At 59.7% G+C, this 19,433-nt stretch carries 12 protein-coding genes; 7 read left to right on the top strand and 5 right to left on the bottom strand.

What is annotated here, in order from left to right; genetic code table 11:
* Nucleotides 1–190: 190 nt before the first annotated feature.
* Nucleotides 191–1,939, bottom strand: a complete 1,749-nt coding sequence (locus tag LOH53_RS06550) for a DEAD/DEAH box helicase (protein WP_230066930.1) — start codon at nt 1,937–1,939, stop codon at nt 191–193.
* A 473-nt stretch (nt 1,940–2,412) separates the two neighbouring features.
* Between LOH53_RS06550 and trmB the strand changes: the two genes are divergently transcribed.
* From trmB to LOH53_RS06515, 7 genes are all read left to right on the top strand, one after another.
* Entirely contained in the window at nt 2,413–3,321 is a 909-nt protein-coding gene (gene trmB / locus LOH53_RS06545) for a tRNA (guanosine(46)-N7)-methyltransferase TrmB (protein WP_230066929.1), read from the top strand.
* A 153-nt stretch (nt 3,322–3,474) separates the two neighbouring features.
* Entirely contained in the window at nt 3,475–7,188 is a 3,714-nt protein-coding gene (locus tag LOH53_RS06540) for a nitrate reductase subunit alpha (protein WP_230066928.1), read from the top strand.
* Nucleotides 7,188–8,906 (top strand): nitrate reductase subunit beta, encoded by a 1,719-nt coding sequence (gene narH / locus LOH53_RS06535; protein ID WP_230066927.1) that lies wholly within the window; start codon nt 7,188–7,190, stop codon nt 8,904–8,906. The genes LOH53_RS06540 and narH overlap by 1 nt, the downstream gene beginning before the upstream one ends.
* Entirely contained in the window at nt 8,903–9,523 is a 621-nt protein-coding gene (gene narJ / locus LOH53_RS06530; protein ID WP_230066926.1) for a nitrate reductase molybdenum cofactor assembly chaperone, read from the top strand. The genes narH and narJ overlap by 4 nt, the downstream gene beginning before the upstream one ends.
* Nucleotides 9,524–9,525: 2 nt before the next feature.
* The gene (gene narI, locus LOH53_RS06525) at nt 9,526–10,272 is read left to right on the top strand and encodes a respiratory nitrate reductase subunit gamma (protein ID WP_326832748.1); all 747 of its coding nucleotides are present in this window, start codon (nt 9,526–9,528) and stop codon (nt 10,270–10,272) included.
* Between the two features lie 48 nt (nt 10,273–10,320).
* Entirely contained in the window at nt 10,321–11,562 is a 1,242-nt protein-coding gene (locus tag LOH53_RS06520) for an MFS transporter (protein WP_230066925.1), read from the top strand.
* 172 nt (nt 11,563–11,734) lie between these two features.
* A complete protein-coding gene (locus tag LOH53_RS06515) occupies nt 11,735–15,172 on the top strand; it encodes a DEAD/DEAH box helicase (protein WP_230066924.1) in 3,438 nt (1,145 codons plus the stop codon).
* Between the two features lie 80 nt (nt 15,173–15,252).
* On the opposite strand, the gene LOH53_RS06510 is transcribed toward LOH53_RS06515, so the two are convergent.
* The 4 genes from LOH53_RS06510 to dnaK all read right to left on the bottom strand — a co-directional run bounded on the left by LOH53_RS06510 (nt 15,253) and on the right by dnaK (nt 19,366).
* Entirely contained in the window at nt 15,253–15,693 is a 441-nt protein-coding gene (locus LOH53_RS06510; RefSeq protein WP_230066923.1) for a heat shock protein transcriptional repressor HspR, read from the bottom strand.
* A 43-nt stretch (nt 15,694–15,736) separates the two neighbouring features.
* A complete protein-coding gene (locus LOH53_RS06505) occupies nt 15,737–16,720 on the bottom strand; it encodes a DnaJ C-terminal domain-containing protein (protein ID WP_230066922.1) in 984 nt (327 codons plus the stop codon).
* Nucleotides 16,721–16,922: 202 nt separating this feature from the next.
* Nucleotides 16,923–17,495, bottom strand: a complete 573-nt coding sequence (locus tag LOH53_RS06500; protein WP_230066921.1) for a nucleotide exchange factor GrpE — start codon at nt 17,493–17,495, stop codon at nt 16,923–16,925.
* Between the two features lie 2 nt (nt 17,496–17,497).
* The gene (gene dnaK, locus LOH53_RS06495) at nt 17,498–19,366 is read right to left on the bottom strand and encodes a molecular chaperone DnaK (RefSeq protein ID WP_230066920.1); all 1,869 of its coding nucleotides are present in this window, start codon (nt 19,364–19,366) and stop codon (nt 17,498–17,500) included.
* Nucleotides 19,367–19,433 lie beyond the last annotated feature (67 nt).

Raw genomic sequence — 19,433 nt, 5'->3', positions numbered from 1 at the left:
TCCAACAGCTCGGGTGGATCTCGCGCAGGTGGAGCCCGCTCCGGTGGTCCGCGTAGGGCTTCGGCACCGGCGTCGAACCAGCGCCGCGGCCGCTAAGTAACCCTTACGAACTGTCCCGCAGTTGTTGTTGTAAATCCGGCTAATTAGCCGGATTTACAACAACAACTGCGGGACAGTTCGTAAGGGTTACTTAGCGGCCGCGGCGCTGGTTCGACGCCGGTGCCGAAGCCCTACGCGGACCACCGGAGCGGGCTCCACCTGCGCGAGATCCACCCGAGCTGTTGGAGTTGAAACTGCCACCCGAGGTACCGCCGGTGTTTGAGGACCATACAGCACCGGAGCCACTGCCTCGCGAAGCAGAACGTGGGGCGTCATTGCTGTGCGAAGAACCACGGGAACCGGCTCCTTGTGGTGAACGCTTGCCACGGGCGACGTCGCCGTCACGTGCCGGACGTCCGTCACGTGCCGGGCGGCCCTCGCCTGAAGAGCGGCCCTCGCCTGCGGGACGACGTCCCTCTGCGCTAAAGCGAGCCGACTGAGGCGCAGCCTCACGGCGTTCCGAACGATTGCCGTGCGCTGCTGCACTTGAACGGTCATTGGAATCGGCGGAGACACGACCGCGTCCACCCCGGCCACCACGACCGCCAGCCGTAGGGGCAGCACCGGTACGGGCACGCTTACGCTGGGCATTGGCACCGGTGGAGGACCCACCACCTTGAGCTGGTTGTTTTGCGGCGAGCAATGCTGCACGGGTGCGCGGATCAACCTTCTGGGCAACCTCGCCCACCAACGATGCAATCACCGGCGAACTGGCAGTGACGCGCTCAAAGCTCACATCAACACCGGCGGCCTTCATCAGCTTCTTCACGTCGCTCTGCTGCTCCGGCAGAGTCAAGGTGACCACAACGCCGTCGTGCCCGGCGCGGGCGGTACGGCCCGAACGGTGCAGGTACGCCTTGTGTTCCGTCGGCGGATCAACGTGGATAACCAGTTCAATGTCATCAACGTGCACGCCGCGGGCGGCAACGTCAGTGGCGACCAGGACGCGAACCCCGCCGGTGGAGAATTCAGCCAGGTTCCGGTCACGGGCATTCTGTGAGAGGTTTCCATGCAGATCTACTGCGGGGATGCCGGCGTCGGTCAGGGTCTTGGCCAGTTTGCGGGCGTGGTGCTTGGTGCGCATGAAGAGAATGCGTCGGCCGTCGCCCGACGCCAGCTCCACAATGACCTGCTTCTTCACCGTCTGGTCGTTGACCACCAAGACGTGGTGCTCCATGGTGGAGACGGCGGCCTTGGCCTCATCTACTGAATGAGTGAGCTGGTTGGAGAGGTAACGCTGGACGATTTTGTCCACACCGTTGTCCAAGGTCGCGGAGAAGAGCATGCGCTGGCCCTGGGTAGGAGTGGTGTCCAGAAGGCGCTTGACTACCGGCAAGAAACCGAGATCAGCCATGTGATCCGCTTCGTCCAGCACTGTGATCTCAACGTTTTCGAGTGAGATAATGCGCTGCTTCATAAGGTCTTCAAGACGGCCCGGGCAGGCAATAACAATATCGACGCCAGCGCGCAGGGCCTTTTCCTGACGTGCCTGGGAGACCCCGCCGTAAATGACCGTGGTGTTCAAACCCATTGCTTTGGCGAGGGGCTCGATGGTGTTGTTGAGCTGTGTTGCCAACTCACGGGTGGGTGCCAACACCAGGCCCATGGGGCGGCCAGGCTTGCGGAAGTATGGTGCTTCACGCTCGGCCAGTCGGGCTACGAGCGGAATGGCAAAAGCGATGGTCTTACCAGAGCCAGTGCGGCCGCGGCCCAGAACGTCGCGTCCTGCCAGCGTATCCGGCAAGGTCTTGACCTGGATCGGGAATGCTTCCTCGATACCGTTGGCGGCAAGCGAAGCAACAATTTCCTTGGGCGCACCAAGGGCAGCAAAAGTTGTCATGTAAAGAGAGAATCTTTCTTCAAGGCGGTTCAACGTCCCACGGCCAGTTTTGACCACGGGTTCGCCGATTCAATGCCAGAGCGTGTCAACCACCACCCGAAGAGCGGGTCCGAATGCGGAAACGGTGGGACAAGTTGAATGCGTTCATCGACGCAGAATGCGCAATACACGCATTAAGTATTCTCAGCCTACCAGTGGTACGACGCCGGACGGGCACCTTGGTGTCATATCTCACCTTCAAAATGTGGCTGGGGCGCGCTGCAGTGCCCGCCTCGATCGGTCACGGCGTGCCGTATTGGCGACGGCGTGTGAACTTTCATGCCATCCCGCCAGTTCGGCACGCCGTCGGACGAAAGCGGCGCGCGACGACGGGCCGGCACGCGGCGGGTCCGGAATGAGGCGCCGTCCCGAGCGGGCACAGCAGGTCCGCCGTCGACGTAGACCGGCCAGAAACCACCGGTACCCTTAAGGTGATGAGTGAAACCCCAGCTTCCGGACCCGCAGGTCCCGCGTCCCCCGCAGAACAACGAGCTCCACGGACCACAGATGGCACGGCCCGCGAGGTCACCCCCGGCAGTCAGGCAGCCGAAGGCACTTATCGGGCTCAGCCCGTCTCCTTCGTGCGCCGCGGCACTCGCTTACAGGGTCGTCGCCAAAAGGCCTGGGATGATCATTCTGACACCCTCGCCGTGGACGTACCCCGCCACATTTCCGATACCTCGGTACACCCCGACTACGTTTTCGACGCACAGGAGGAGTTTGGCCGCACTGCCCCCCTGGTGGTTGAGATAGGTTCCGGGCTAGGTGACGCGGTGGTCTTCGCGGCAAAGGAAAATCCGGACAAGGACTTCTTGGCCGTGGAGGTCTACACGCCAGGGCTCGCCCAAACCATCCAAAAGATCGTCGCCAACGATCTCAGCAATGTCCGCGTGGTCCAAGCCAACGCCCCGGAAGTCCTCTCCACCATGTTAGAAAAAGCTTCCGTCAGCCAAGTGTGGGTGTTTTTCCCGGATCCATGGCACAAGACAAAACACAATAAACGCCGCATGGTCAAGGACACTTTTGCCCCTCTCGTGGCTCGCGTCCTTGAACCGGGTGGAGTGTGGCGCCTGGCAACTGACTGGTCCACCTACGCCGAACAAATGCGAGATGTCGGCACGGATTCAGAGCTGTTCACCAACGCCCACGAAGGTGAACTGGTGGGCGCACAGAGCCCGCTCACGCAGGCGCGCCTAAGTGGCGTGGACTGCGAACTAAGCGAAGATCCGGACAGTGTTGGTGGTTGGTCCCCCCGCTTCGAGGGGCGTATTCTCACCAGCTTTGAAAACAAGGCACACAAAGCCGGACGCGTCATTTTTGATCTGACATTTAGACGCCTCTAGGCTCACGGGGGCGGGACAAGAAAACTATTTTTTTGCCGGAGTGAACGCAAAGTTCCCGAAAATTGGCATATTTCAAGCAAGAATTAGCGCACCCCTTTGTTGACTATTCTTTTTCTGGTAGAAAACGTGAGAAATGCCCCCTAGTCTGGTGCCATGACTGCTGAACCTTTTGTTGCCGGAGTCGATGGTCCGGCGTCGGACGCGATGTTGAAACTGGGCCGCTTTTTCACCAAATGGGACGAGACCGCCGATTCCCGGGCCGTGTTTCGCGAAGGTGGACGAAAGGGCGATATCTTCTACCGTGACCGGTGGAGTCATGACAAAGTGGTGCGCTCCACCCACGGTGTGAACTGCACGGGTTCTTGCTCGTGGAAGGTGTACGTCAAGGACGGCATCATCACGTGGGAATCGCAGCAGACGGACTACCCGTCAGTTGGTCCGGATAGCCCTGAATATGAGCCCCGTGGCTGTCCCCGCGGCGCAGCGTTCTCTTGGTACACCTATTCCCCCACCCGCGTGCGGTTCCCCTACGCCCGTGGCGTGCTGGTGGAAATGTACCGGGAGGCGAAAAAGCGCCTTGGCGACCCCGTCCTTGCCTTCGCCGAAGTGGCCGGAGATCCGCAAAAGCGCCGCCGCTACCAGAACGCCCGCGGTAAGGGCGGTTTGGTGCGCACCACGTGGGCTGAGGCCTTGGAAATCGCGGCTGCCGCACACGTGAACACCATCAAAACTTACGGCCCCGACCGGGTTTCAGGGTTCTCGCCTATCCCAGCCATGTCTATTGTCAGCCACGCCATCGGCACTCGCTTTGTGCAGTTGATCGGCGGCGTCATGACCTCTTTCTACGACTGGTATGCGGACCTTCCCGTGGCCAGCCCGCAGGTCTTTGGCGACCAGACGGACGTGCCCGAATCTGGCGACTGGTGGGATGCCACCTATCTGATGATGTGGGGCTCCAATGTCCCTGTGACCCGCACCCCGGATGCCCATTGGATGACGGAGGTGCGCTACCGAGGCACCAAGGTCATTGCCATCAGCCCGGACTATGCCGACAACACCAAGTTTGCCGATGAATGGCTTCCCGCCCAGGCAGGTACAGACGCCGCACTGGCCATGGGTATGGGGCATGTGACACTCAAGGAATTCTTTGTGGACCGGCAGGTGCCGTTCTTCCAGAGCTACGTCCGTCAGTTCACAGACCTACCGTTCCTGGTGCGCTTGGTGAAGAACGACGACGGCACGTACAACGCCGGAAAATTCCTCACCGCTGCCTTCGTCCCCGGTCATGAGAACGAAGAGGATGCCGCATTCAAGACGATGCTCTTCGACAAGGTCTCGGGGCAAGCGATCATCCCCAACGGGACCCTAGGTCACAGGTATTCCAAGACTGGTGAAGGCAAGTGGAACCTTGATTTGACCGGGATCGAACCGGCCTTGAGCATGGATGAGGTCACAACTGAATCCGTGGAAATCTTGCTGCCCTGCTTTGAGGATCCAACGGGAACAGGTTCGGTGCTACACCGTGGCGTTCCCACAACAAGGGTGGGCGAGCACTTGGTCACCACCGTGTACGACCTCATGCTGGCCCAATATGGCGTGGGCCGGGACGGCCTACCCGGAGACTGGGCCAAAGACTATAACGACACCAGCACCCCGTACACCCCTGCATGGCAGGAAGAAGTCACCTCGGTTCCGGCGCAGGCCTGTATCCGCGTGGCGCGCGAATTTGCTCGCAACGCAGAACAATCCAAGGGCCGCTCCATGATCATCATGGGCGCCGGGATCTGCCAGTGGTTCCACGGCGACACCACCTACCGTGCTGTCCTGGCCCTGGTCATGTTGACAGGCTGCATGGGCCGCAACGGTGGCGGTTGGGCTCATTATGTGGGCCAGGAGAAGACGCGCCCGCTTACCGGTTGGGTATCGCTAGCCAACGCTTTGGACTGGTCACGTCCACCGCGGACCATGATCGGTACCGGCTACTGGTATATGCACACAGACCAGTGGCGCCAGGACGGATACTCAGCAGATGCACTGAAGTCTCCTCTGTCCACGGGCAGCCTTGACGGCATGCACACAGCGGACGCCCTGGCGCAGTCCGCAAGGTTGGGCTGGATGCCGTTCTACCCGTTCTTCGATAAGAACCCATTGGACATCGCTGATCAAGCGATCGCGGCAGTGGCGGCTGGCGAGGCCCCTGATGAGAAAACATGGGTCGCACAGGCGCTGAAGAACCGCGATCTGGACCTTGCCATCGAGGACATCGACGCACCCGAGAACTGGCCACGCACCCTGATCCTGTGGCGCTCGAACCTCTTTGGTTCCTCTGCCAAGGGAAACGAATATTTCCTACGCAATTTGCTGGGCACACACAACAACGTAATGGGCCAGGACAGCGAGTCCTCGCTGAAGCCAAAAACGGTCAAGTGGCGTGAAAAAGGGCCGGAGGGGAAGCTTGATTTCCTGATGTCCGCGGACTTCCGCATGACCAGCACCACTTTGCTCTCCGACGTCGTCTTCCCCGCAGCCACGTGGTACGAGAAACACGACCTCTCCTCTACAGACATGCACCCGTTTGTGCACGCCTTTACCCCGGCGATTGACCCGCCTTGGGAAACCAAGACTGACTTTGAAATGTTCCATCTACTGGCCGAGGAATTCTCCCGGCAAGCGGCCAAACATTTGGGTACCCGCAAGGACCTGGTGAGCGTGCCGATGATCCACGACACCGTGGGCCAGATCGCCCAACCCGGCGGCGTGGTCCGCGACTGGCGCGAGGACGGCATTGAAGGCGTACCAGGGGCGAACATGCCCAACTTCACTGTTGTGGAGCGGGACTACACGGCGATCGCCCACAAGCTGGCCGCCGTCGGACCTCTGGCAGACAAACTCGGCTTCACGGTCAAGGACGTCAACTACAAACTGGATAAAGCACTCGCACACCTAGCCAAGGCGAACGGCGTCATGATGGGCGGCTTTGCCCACGGGCGCCCGGCGATCGACACCGACGCGAAAATGGCCGAGGCAGTCCTGACGTTCTCCGGAACTTGCAATGGTCAGCTGGCCGTGAGCGGATTCAAGGAACTGGAAAAGCGCACGGGGGTGAAGTTGGCGGATCTGGCGGAAGGATCCGAGGAGAAGATCATTTCGTTCGCCATGACTCAAGCCGGGCCGGTTCCTGTCATCACCTCCCCTGAATGGTCCGGCTCAGAGACGGGCGGGCGGCGCTATTCACCGTTCACGCAGAACATTGAGCGGCTCAAGCCATTCCACACGCTGACCGGGCGCATGCATTTTTTCTTGGATCACGACTGGATCATCGACATTGGCGAGGCCTTGCCGATCTACCGCCCGCCGCTGGATATGCAGCGCCTATTTGGGGAACCGAAGTTCGGTCCCAACGGGGAAAAGGAGGTGGTGGTCCGCTACCTCACCCCGCACTCCAAATGGTCCATTCACTCCGAATATCAGGACAACTTGCTCATGCTCTCGCTTTCACGCGGCGGCCCTACCGTGTGGATGAGTCCGCAGGACGCCAAGTCCATCCAGGTCATGGACAACGACTGGGTGGAAGCCGTGAACATGAACGGCGTATTGGTTGCCCGCGCAGTGGTCAGCCACCGTATGCCAGAGGGTGTGGTGTTCGTTTACCACGCACAGGAACGCACCATCGACGTGCCCAAGTCTGAAGCTACGGGACGTCGCGGCGGCATTCACAACTCCTTGACACGCCTATTGGTTAAGCCCTCCCACTTGATTGGCGCCTACGGGCAGCTGACCTATGCCTTCAATTATCTTGGCCCCACAGGAAACCAGAGAGACAACGTTTCCACCATCCGTCGCCGTTCCCAGGAGGTGCAGTACTAATGCGTGTTATGGCTCAAATGGGCATGGTCATGAACTTGGACAAATGCATTGGCTGCCACACGTGCTCAGTCACGTGCAAGCAGGCATGGACCAACAGGGCCGGGGTGGAATACGTCTGGTTCAACAACGTTGAGACCCGTCCCGGCCAAGGATATCCGCGCCGCTACGAGGACCAAGAGAAGTGGAAGGGCGGCTGGGAGCTGAACAAGCGTGGCCGCCTCAAGCTCAAGGCTGGCGGACGCGTGAAGAAGCTGTTCGGTCTCTTTGCCAACCCCATCCAACCTGAGCTCAAGGACTACTACGAGCCCTGGACCTATGACTACAAGACCCTTGTTGACGCGCCCTTGGGCGATGACTTCCCGGTCGCCAGGCCCAAGTCATTGATCACCGGCAAGGACACGAAGATCACGTGGAGCGCCAACTGGGACGATGACCTGGGTGGCACCGAGCAAATGGGACACTTGGACCCGATCGTGGAGAAGGTGCGCCGCGAGTCCGAGGACAAGATCAAATTTGAATTTGAGCAGACGTTCATGTTCTACCTGCCACGTATTTGCGAGCACTGCCTGAATCCTTCCTGCATGGCTTCCTGCCCATCCGGAGCCATTTACAAACGCGTCGAAGACGGCATTGTTCTGGTTGATCAGGACCAGTGCCGTGGTTGGCGACAGTGCATGACCGGCTGCCCGTACAAGAAGATCTACTTCAACCACAAGACCGGCAAAGCCGAGAAGTGTACGTTCTGCTACCCGCGCATTGAGGTGGGTCTGCCCACCGTGTGCTCGGAGACCTGCGTGGGCCGGCTGCGGTACTTGGGGCTTTTCCTGTACGACGCCGATGCTGTCACCGCAGCTGCCTCCGTCACCGATCCCAAGGATCTGTATCAGGCGCAGATGGATGTGCTGCTGGATCCGAACGATCCGGCCGTCATGGCAGCCGCCCGCGAGCAGGGCATCGCCGAAGACTGGATCGATGCCGCGCAAAAGTCACCCGTGTACGCCCTGACAAAGGTCTACAAGCTGGCTCTTCCGCTGCACCCTGAATACCGCACCATGCCGATGGTTTGGTACATCCCCCCGCTCTCCCCCGTGGTTGATCTGCTCCGCGAGCAGGGCCACGACGCCGAGAATCAGGACGTGCTCTTTGGCGCCATCGATGCCCTGCGTATCCCGGTTGAGTACCTGGCGGAGTTGTTTACGGCGGGGGACACCGAATTGGTCACGGAGGTTCTGCGCAAGCTCGCCGCCATGCGGGCCTACATGCGTGGTATCTCCTTGGGTAACGATCCCGATGAGTCCATTCCCGCCTCAGTAGGCATGGATGGGGCCACCATGTATGAGATGTATCGCCTCATGGCGATCGCCAAGTACGAGGAACGCTATGTGATTCCAAAGGCGCACGCCGAGCAGGCCCATGACTTGGAGGAGATGGGTTGTTCCCTGGACTTCGACGGCGGACCCGGGATGGGTTCCATGGGCAGCTCCCCCTTCGGCGAAGCCAGCGGACGGCCCACCCCCGTTGCCGTGGAAACCTTCAACGCGTTGAAGGACCGTCAAACTTCAGATTCAGTGGCCGGTGCGGATACGTTGAAGGGCCGGGTAAATTTGCTCAACTGGGATGGAAACGGCGCTCCTGCCGGCCTGTTCCCACAACACCACCCAACGGAGCCGCCAGTTGAGGCAAGCGCGGCAACCTCCGAAGGCGGGGGCGGTTCATGAGCCGCGCCGATCAGGTGACATTTCTGGCTGCCGCTTGGTGCCTGTCCTACCCCGACGAACAGCTTGTGGAACGCGTACCGCTCATGCGGGCAGCCCTCGGCGAGTTTGCCGGGGCACTGGCCGCATTTGCCCCCGTTCTCGATGCCCTCGAGAGCAAAGATTTAATGGCGTTGCAGTCTGTGTACGTGAAGGAGTTCGATCTCGGCAAGCGCCACGCCCTCCATCTTTCCTATTGGACCGATGGGGACACCCGTCGGCGCGGCGAAGTGCTAGGCGCTTTCAAGAAGGTGTACCGCGGTTCCGATACCTTGGTCGACACACGCGGGGAACTACCCGATTACTTGCCCATGGTCCTTGAGTACACGGCCACAGTGGACCTGAACGCTGGCAAGGAGTTGCTGCAGCAGTACCGGCCCAGCCTTGAGCTGATCAAGTTCGGTCTCCAACGCGACGACTTGGCGCATTCCGCTATTCTGCAAGCCATCTGCAATACGCTGCCTGGGGCTTCCCCGGCGGATGAACAAGCTGTCATGCGCATGGCTGGCTACGGTCCGCCCACAGAATCCGTAGGGCTTGACCCCTATGACCCGCGCCTGCTGCCGATGAAAGGGGCCTAAAAGTGGACATCTTGTTGTGGGGTGTTTTGCCGTACGTCATGGTTGTCATTCTGGTCGGCGGCTCTATCTGGCGCTATAAATATGACCAATTTGGCTGGACCACCAGATCCTCCCAGCTCTACGAGTCGAAGTTGCTGCGGATCGGCTCTCCCATCTTTCACTTTGGACTTCTAGCTGTCATCGCCGGGCACGTCTTTGGTCTGATCATCCCCAAATCGTGGACTGCAGCTGTCGGAATGAGCGAGGACCTGTACCATTTCAATGCGCTTTTCGTGGGCAGTGTTGCCGGGCTCGGAACTCTTGGCGGAATCATGATCCTCATCTACCGCCGTCGGAAGACTGGTCCGGTCTTCATGGCCACCACCAACAACGACAAGCTCATGTACGTGGTGCTGGTTGCGGCAATCATTTTCGGCCTGTGGACCACCTTGGCGAGCGTATTCTTCGACGAGCACGGACTCACCTACCGCGACACGGTGTCCCCATGGTTCCGCTCGCTGTTCATTTTCTCACCGAACATCACCTCCATGGCAGCCGCACCGTTGTCCTTCCACATCCATACTCTGGTGGGGATGCTGCTGTTCATGGTGTGGCCGTTTACCCGACTGGTGCACGCTTTTACCGCACCTCTGCACTACTTGTTCCGCCCTTATATTGTCTACCGCTCCCGTGACAAGGGACCCAGCGTCCGCAACCGGGCGGGATGGTCCGATGTAGGCACGCACGACCGCGACACACGGCAGCGCTAGCCGCTCGCCAAATACCATCACCGTGGGCACGTCTTAGAGGGAGAGACCATGTCAGAGAAGACCGCGCAAGCGGCAGTAAAAAAGTCGGTCGTCAAAGGCCAAGCCCTAAATCTTACGTTGGCCACGTGTGCCTCCGTGGTGGGATTTTGGGCATGGAACCTCATTGCCACACTGAGTACGTTTTACGCCACCAACATGCACCTTTCCGCAGGAACAATGGGTGCTCTGGTGGCAATGCCAATCTTTGTTGGCTCGCTGGGCCGCATAGTGGTGGGCATCCTCACCGATAAGTACGGCGGACGGGCACTCTTTACGTTTGTCCTCGTTGCCACCATTCCTCCGGTGCTCCTCGTGGCGGTGGGCGGAGTCATCAATTCCTTTGTTCTGGTACTTGTAGCTGGTTTCTTGCTGGGCGTGGCGGGCACTGTATTTGCCGTTGGCATACCATTTGTCAGCTCCTGGTATCCGCCAGCCCGCCGCGGCTTCGCCACTGGCGTATTCGGCGCTGGCATGGGTGGCACCGCCCTGGCCGCTTTCTTGAATCCGCGGCTAAAGGCGTCGATCGGCTACCTGCCCACGCACCTTCTTGTTGCCGCCCTCTTAGCCGTTATGGCTGTGCTGGTCTGGTTCTTCATGAAGAATGCCCCGGGGTGGAAGCCCACTACCGAACCCGTTGTTCCAAGGCTCCTGGATGCTGCCAAGCTCGCTGTGACCTGGAAGATGTGCTTCTTATACGCCGTCGTCTTCGGTGGATTCGTCTCCTTCGCCACGTACCTGCCAACGTACCTGCGTGACGTTTATGCCTTTGATCCCAGCTCCGCCGGTGCCAGAACAGCCGGCTTTGCCCTGGCGGCAGTGATCGCCCGACCCATCGGTGGGATCATCGCGGACAAGATCGGCTCCAAGCCGGTCGTGCTTCTCTCATTGGCCGGCGTTGCCGTTTTGGGCTGGCTCGTAGCTCTAGAGCCTGCCGCGGACGTCCAAGCAGGTCCCATATTTGTTGCCTTGGCTGCGGCTCTTGGGCTCGGCGCAGGCGGCGTATTCGCTTGGGTTGGTGCGCTTTCCCCCGAAGGGAAGGTCGGTAGTGTCAGTGGCATTGTCAGTGCCGCTGGTGGAATGGGCGGTTACTTTCCGCCCCTTATTATGGGCCTGACCTATAATTCCGAGGCCACCAGCTACAAATACGCCATCGGGCTTTCCTTGCTGGTCATCACCGCGGTGGCCGCCCTGGTCTTCACACTTGTGTTTGTACGCAAACCGGCAAAAGCTCCGGTATCTAGCGCAAAATAACTCCAATATCTAGTTCGAGGGCACGGGGAAAGATATCCCCCGTGCCCTCGTTACTTTCGTTCCCGAAGCGTCGCGCACCCGTCAAGGTGAAATAGAGCGTCAATCCCGCGTAGAATTGATTGGATGTGGCCCACCGATTGGGGCCGCACAAATCCGTAAGGAAATAAGCTCTGTGACGTATTCCTCTGCCGGTACGCAATTATTGACGCGGATCGCCGAGTTCACCGAAAAATCGGTTGTGGCGGGCCTGGTCTACACTCACGAGGGCCGAGTAGGCGAGATCACGCTCGAACCTGCCACTGGCCTTCTCTCTGGAAAAGTCATGGGTACCGCGCCCTACCGTTCCACAGCAAAACTAGTGCGAGAGCACGACGGCGTGGTGGCCTGTCGCGTGGGTATCTGCAATTGTCCTGTCCGGCAGAACTGCAAGCATGTGGTGGCTTTGATCGCAGCCGCTGAAGCTGATCCTAATTTCCAGGATTTTTTCGTCCCGGAAGAGACCCCCCACGAACCTACCTACTTGGAAACTCTGCTGGCTAAGGCCAAGGGCGGGCGTGGCGTGGCCAAGTCGCCCGCTGCCAGCGCTTCCCCGGAGGTAACTGCCGGCTGGGAATCAACACTCTCCGAGCTGCTTCCCGCTGCACTATCGACACCAGCAACTGACGCCCCTGCTCTGGGGCTACAATTTGAACTCCAAGTCCCTCCGCCACGCTTTTCTTACCGCGGACACGGGGGAAAAGTACCCTCCGCCCCCGTCCTGAATGTCCGTCCGGTCGTTATGGGTACGCGCGGTAAATGGGTCAAGACTGGTATTAGCTGGAACACGCTGGGTTACCTCAGCTATGGCCGCCAGCACGATCCCGCCCAGCTGGAATGGCTCAGCGAATTCCTTTCTTCCCACAGTCCCCGCCAGTACAGCCACAGCAGCGCCGCTTCCTGGCTGGCAGTGAACGATTTCGCCGGACGCAACTTGTGGCAGCTATTGCGAGAGGCCCGCAAGCACGGCATTTCCTTGATCCAGGCTGGCACCGGCGCCCCCGTCAGGATCTCTACCGATGACGCAGCGATCGCCCTGGACGTCACCCGGGCCACTTCCGGTGGACTGGATGTGGGTCCCTTGATTGAGGCCGCCGGGGTCACCGTCAGCGAAGCGATCGTTGGCACCATCGGTTCCCCCGCACACGGTCTATTCTTTAGCGACGAGCCGGAGACCCTCCTCAATGTGGGCAGCGGCACTTCAGGGCGCAACTCGGTAGTGCGCGGAACCATCACCTTGGCACCGCTGGCGGCCGGTACGTCCTCTTCACTGCTGGACTTTGCCTTGCGCAAGGATCTGGTACATGTACCTGCCGAGGGTGAGGAGAAGTTCCTCACCCAGTTCTATCCGCAGCTAAAACAGACCGCTCCCGTAGTCTCGGCCGATCGTTCCGTAGAGCTGCCAGCTTACGTTGAGCCCACATTGTCCCTGCTGGCAGCCTACGGGGATGACCACACTCTGCGTCTGCACTGGGAATGGCATTACCAAGTGGGCTCGCGCACCAATTCACGGCCACTGTGGCCAGAACCTGGCGAGGCCCCGGTTCGTGATAGCAGCGCCGAAGAACGGATACTCACGCTCGTCGGACAGCCATGGGATGACGTATCTGCCATGGGTGCGGCGGCGAACAACGCTTGGGGTGAGCCACGTCTAGCTGCTTCAGCCACACTCACTGGCCTGGACACCATGACATTTACGCAGACCGTCATGCCGAGGCTGCGAGATCTGCCGGGTGTGAGCGTGGAGACCAGTGGCGATCCGGCCAGCTACCGGGAAGTGACCGAAGCGCCGATCGTGAAGATCTCCACACACGCCACTGACGAGCGCGACTGGTTTGACTTGGGCATCGTCATCACCGTCGAGGGACAGTTCGTCTCTTTTGCCGCCGTGTTCTCCGCTCTGGCCGCAGGAAATTCACGCATGCTCCTACCCAGCGGAGCGTATTTCTCATTGGACCGTCCTGAGCTCCACCAGCTGCGAGCCTTGATCGACGAGGCCAGGGGAATGAACGATTCCAAGGACGGCGAACTCCGGATCAGCCGCTTCCAAGCCGGTTTATGGGACGAGTTGGCCCAGTTGGGGATCGTGGATGAGCAGGCGCAGGCGTGGCGGGCTGCTGTCTCCGGACTGCTCGACGGCGGCCCAACTGACCCGCTGCCGACACCGCCGGCCCTGAACGCAACATTGCGCCCGTACCAGTTGGACGGCTTCAACTGGTTGCACTTTTTGCACTCACACGGGCTGGGCGGAGTCTTAGCCGACGACATGGGTTTGGGAAAGACTGTCCAGACGCTGGCGCTTGTCACGCAGGTCAAGGCCGACGGCGGCAATCTGTTCCCGTTCCTTGTGGTGGCACCTACATCCGTCGTGGGCAACTGGGCCAGTGAAAGCATGAAGTTTGCACCGGGCCTCAAAGTTGTCACGGTCTCTGAGACATTTGCCAAGAGTGGCTTGGATTCGGCCGCGTTCTTTGCTGGAGCGGACATCGTCATCACGTCCTATGCCCTGTTTCGGATCGATTTTGCCGAATACTCCGCCGCGGAATTTGCCGGTCTGATCTTGGACGAGGCCCAGTTCGTCAAGAACCACCAGTCCAAGGCCTACCAGTGCGCACGGAAACTGAACGCACCATTCAAGCTGGCTGTGACAGGTACTCCGCTGGAGAACAACCTCATGGAGTTGTGGACGCTGCTCTCCATTGTGGCTCCGGGCTTGTTTTCCAGCCCCAAGCGTTTTGCCGAGTTCTACCAGCGGCCCATAGAGAGAAACGGCAACTCCGAACTACTCACAAAGCTGCGCGCACGTGTGAAGCCACTCATGCTTCGACGCACTAAGGAACAAGTCATCAAGGACTTGCCCGCCAAACAGGAACAAATCCTTGAAGTGGTCCTGAACCCGCGGCACCAAAAGGTTTACCAGACGCACCTTCAGCGAGAGCGCGCCAAGATCTTAGGGTTGCTGGAGAACGTGAATAAGAATCGTTTCACTATTTTCCAGTCGCTGACTCTGCTGCGCCAGCTGAGCTTGGACGTCTCACTCGTTGACGACGACCAGGCCGGCGTGCGCTCTTCCAAACTCGATGTGCTCTTCGAACAGCTTGAGGATGTTGTCAAAGAAGGCCACCGGGCGCTGATCTTTAGCCAGTTCACGGGCTTTTTAGCTAAGGTCCGGGATCGTCTCACGGCTGAAAACATCCCCTTCACCTATCTTGACGGGTCCACCCGGAACAGGACCGCCGTCGTCGACGAGTTTAAAACTGGCACCGCCCCGCTGTTTTTGATCAGTCTCAAGGCCGGTGGATTTGGACTTAACCTCACCGAGGCTGACTACGTGTTCATCTTGGATCCATGGTGGAATCCTGCTTCTGAGGCGCAGGCTGTGGACCGGACACACCGGATCGGGCAAAAGAAGAACGTCATGGTGTACCGCTTGGTAGCTAAGGACACCATTGAAGAAAAGGTGATGGCGCTCAAAGCTAAGAAATCTCAGCTGTTCACTGACGTCATGAGCGGGGATTCTCTCTCCAGCGGAGCACTGACAGCCACGGATCTAGCAGGCCTGTTCAGCGAATAGACGAACATCTACCGGTGACGGCGTGCCAAAGTGGTGAGGGACCCTGAAATTTCAGGGTCCCTCACCACTTTGGCACGCCGTCAGCGCTGCGGGCGCCAGACGACGACGGCCTGGCTGCGGGCCCGTGGCCGCTGACCACGGGCAAGCGCCACAATGTCGTCCCCGGTCAGCCCAGCAGCGAACACCCGGCTGTTGGGGCGCGGCGGACGCGATTGGACCTCCGCAATGGCGGCTTCAAGCGCATCCCCGAGTTCCACGACCTTGGATCGGAGCGCCTCCACCTGATTCTCCAGCTGCATGATCCGCCGGATCCCTTCCAAGGACACCCCCTCCTGCGAGAGGCGCTGCACTTCACGGAGCATGTCGACGTCGTACTGTGAGTAGCGCCGTGAGCGTCCCGGAGCGCGGTTGGGCTTGACGATGCCGAGGCGATCATACTGACGCAGAGTCTGCGGGTGCATCTCCGCCAATTCTGCTGCCACGGAGATCACGAAGATGGGTGCATAGGGGTCAACTATCATTGCGATCTCCTTTCCTTGCGCTATCTAGTTCGGAAACTGGCTACTAGAGCTTGGCTTTTGCCGCGAGATGGCCGCGGGGGTCCCCGTCAGAGGTCGCTGCGGCGAAGGCCTTGACTGCCTCTTCGGCTTCCTTAGTGAGCTTTTGCGGCACCGCCACGTCAATTGTGACCAGAAGGTCACCGGCACCTTGTTTAGTCTTCACTCCGGCACCCTTGACACGCAGGGTACGCCCAGACGGAGTTCCGGTAGGGACCCGGACTCGGACCGTGTCCCCGGTCAGGGTGGGGACGCTGATGTCCGCACCGAGGGCAGCTTCGGGGAATGTGACCGGAACGTGGATACGAATATTATTGCCGTCACGGACAAAGAAGTCGTGAGGCTTGACGTGCACGCTGACCACCAGATCGCCGGAGCCACCCGAGCCGGACTGCCCTTTTCCTTTGACGCGGACCTTCTGGCCATCCTTGATACCGGCCGGAATACGCACGTCAATGGTTTCCCCACTGGGTTCACGCAGGCCTATCTTGGTTCCGTTGATGGATCCACCGAAGGAAATAGTGGTCGACGCCGTCCGGTCGGCACCCTTCGACGGCGCAGCTTGGAAGCCGCCAAAGCCGCCCCCACCGCCACCAAAGAGGTCGGCGAATTCTGGAGGTAGTCCGGAGCCGCCATATCCTGGGGAACTGCGCCGGGCACCGCCGCGTCCACCACCGAAGATGTCACCAAATACGTCCTCAAAACCCGTCGGACCACCTTGCCCGCCAGCACCTCCGGCGCTGAAACGGGCCCCGCCACCCATGGCACGGATAGCGTCGTACTGTTCGCGGTCCTCTTTATCCGAGAGCACCGAGTACGCCTCTGAAATGTTCTTAAACATTGTTTCAGCTTTGGGGTCCCCGGCGTTGGTGTCAGGGTGATGCTTGCGGGCCAATTTGCGGTACGACTTCTTGATGTCGGCGTCCGACGCATCCTTGGACACCCCAAGGATCTTGTAGAAGTCCTTCTCTGCCCAATCCTGACTTGCCAAGACGCCTCCTGTTCAATAGTTAGTAGTTTGCTGCCGGCGGTCGGGTGCCCTGTGAAAGAGCACGCGACCACCGGGGAGCGCTTGGGTGGGCCCACAGTTCCGAGGGCCCCCGAGTGAGCTTGCGACCACCTGGAACGAACTGGTGGGCCCACAGTTCCGAGGGCCCCCGAGTGAGCTTGCGAGCTCGGGGAGGAACTGGGGACTATTCCGGCACGGAGACGATTACCTGCGCAGCGCGCAGGATCCGGTCCCCAGACTTGTAGCCCTTGCGCAACACCTGACTGACAGTGTCAATCTCGACGTCGGCCGAAGCCTGCTGGATGAGAGCCTCATGGACGGTGGGGTCGAACGGGACACCAACGGCGTCGATCCGTTCTAGACCATACGTCTCTAAAGCAGTTTCCAGCTTAGTCGCGATCGAGGCAAACGGGCCCTGGACAATATCGCCATGGGTTCGCCCAGCGTCAATGTCGTCCAGAACCGGAAGCAGGGAGTTCAAAACGCCGATCACGGCCATCTGTCCGGCAACGGCCCGATCGCGCTCGACGCGCTTGCGGTAGTTGACGTACTCAGCCTGTAGGCGCAGCAGATCGTTTTTCAGTTCTGCTGCATCTCCGGCCGCTCCCTGAACCACTGAGTCCTCCGGCTGTACCTCAACACCGTTGAGGATATCTTCGGCTTGAGAAAGTGCATCGCCTTCGGCGTCGGTGTTCTTGGCAGCAGCGTCGTCGGGATTCTCTTCGGGAATCTCTTCAGAGTTTTGCGAATCAGCCATGACTACTTCTTCTCGTCTGCGTCTTCGTCGATGATCTCTGCATCTACGATGTCTTCTTCGGGAGCGCCATCCGTGGTGGCACCTTCGGTTGCATCGGTGTCAGAGCTTGCACCTTCGGCGGATGCTGCAGCGTAGATAGCCTCGCCCAGCTTCGACTGGGAGGCCTGCAACTTCTCAAACGCTGTCTTCACGGCTGCGTCATCGTCGCCGGCAAGAGCCGTCTTCAACTCGGTCACGTCAGCCTTGACAGTGTCTTTGACGTCTTCTGGCAGCTTGTCATCGTTGTCGGCAAGGATCTTATCCACCGAGTAGTGCAGTTGCTCCGCGGAGTTACGCAGATCGGCTGTCTCACGACGGGCCTTGTCTTCTGCAGCGTGCTCCTCGGCCTCCTGAACCATGCGCTCGATGTCTTCCTTGGACAAGGAAGAACCGCCGGTGATGGTCATGGACTGCTCCACACCGGTGCCCTTGTCCTTAGCGGAGACGTGCACAATTCCGTTGGCGTCGATGTCAAAGGTGACTTCAACCTGCGGGACACCGCGAGGAGCAGGCGCAATGCCTGTCAGCTCGAACGTGCCCAGCGGCTTGTTGTCCCGAGTGAACTGACGCTCACCCTGGAAGACCTGGATGGCCACTGAGGGCTGGTTGTCATCAGCGGTGGTGAAGGTCTCGGAACGCTTGGTGGGGATGGCCGTGTTGCGTTCGATCAGGTTGGTCATCACCCCGCCCTTGGTTTCAATACCTAGGGACAACGGCGTGACGTCGATGAGCAGAACGTCCTTGCGCTCGCCCTTCAGGACACCGGCCTGCAGTGCGGCACCAACGGCCACTACCTCATCCGGGTTGACGCCCTTGTTGGGCTCCTTGCCGCCGGCTAGTTCCTTGACCAATTCAACAACAGCAGGCATACGGGTGGAGCCGCCGACGAGCACGATGTGATCGATGTCAGAAACCTTGATGTTGGCTTCCTTGATGACATCGTTGAACGGCTTCTTGGTGCGCTCGAGCAGGTCCTTGGTCAGGTCCTGGAACTTGGCGCGCGTTAGTTGCTCATCCAAGTGGACCGGACCGTCGGGGGTGACGGAGAGGTACTGCAAGGAGATGTTGGTGCTGGTAGAGGAGGAGAGTTCCTTCTTGGCCTGCTCAGCTGATTCCTTCAGGCGTTGCAAGGCAATCTTGTCTTTGGAGAGGTCGATTCCCTTGACCTTGAGCTGGTTCAGCAGCCAGTCGACCACACGCTGATCCCAGTCGTCGCCGCCGAGACGGTTGTCACCGTACGTAGCGCGGACCTGAATGGTGGAGAAGTCATCTTCGTCTTTGCCAACTTCAAGCAAGGAAACATCGAACGTTCCGCCGCCCAAGTCGAAGACCAAGATGAGTTCGTCCTCTTTACCCTTGTCCAAGCCGTAAGCCAGGGCAGCCGCGGTGGGCTCGTTGACAATGCGCAGTACATTCAGTCCTGCGATCTCTCCGGCTTCCTTGGTAGCCTGACGCTCGGCATCGTTGAAGTAGGCCGGAACCGTGACCACAGCGTCGGTGACTTTCTCGCCCAGGTATGCTTCGGCGTCGTTCTTGAGCTTCATCAAGATACGTGCGGAGATTTCCTGGGGGGTGTACTTCTTCTCATCGATTCCAACGGTCCAGTCAGTGCCCATATGGCGCTTGACGGAAGAGATGGTGCGGTCGATGTTGTTGACTGCTTGGCGCTTGGCGATCTCCCCAACGAGGACGTCGCCGTTCTTGGCGAACGCGACGACGGAAGGTGTGGTGCGGCCGCCTTCAGCGTTCGCAATGACGGTGGGCTCACCACCTTCGAGCACGGAGACGACAGAGTTGGTGGTTCCGAGGTCAATACCTACGGCACGTGACATAAGTGGATCCTTTCATGGGCCGCTGCCTCAACAAGTCCTGAAGCCGGATGGCCCCAAGTTCGCCCAA

The sequence above is a fragment of the Arthrobacter cryoconiti genome (assembly GCF_020905375.1).
In the GTDB taxonomy this organism is placed as follows: domain Bacteria; phylum Actinomycetota; class Actinomycetes; order Actinomycetales; family Micrococcaceae; genus Specibacter; species Specibacter cryoconiti.
The sequence above is the reverse complement of the archived record's forward strand: the minus strand, read 5'-3'. Positions and strand labels throughout refer to the sequence as shown.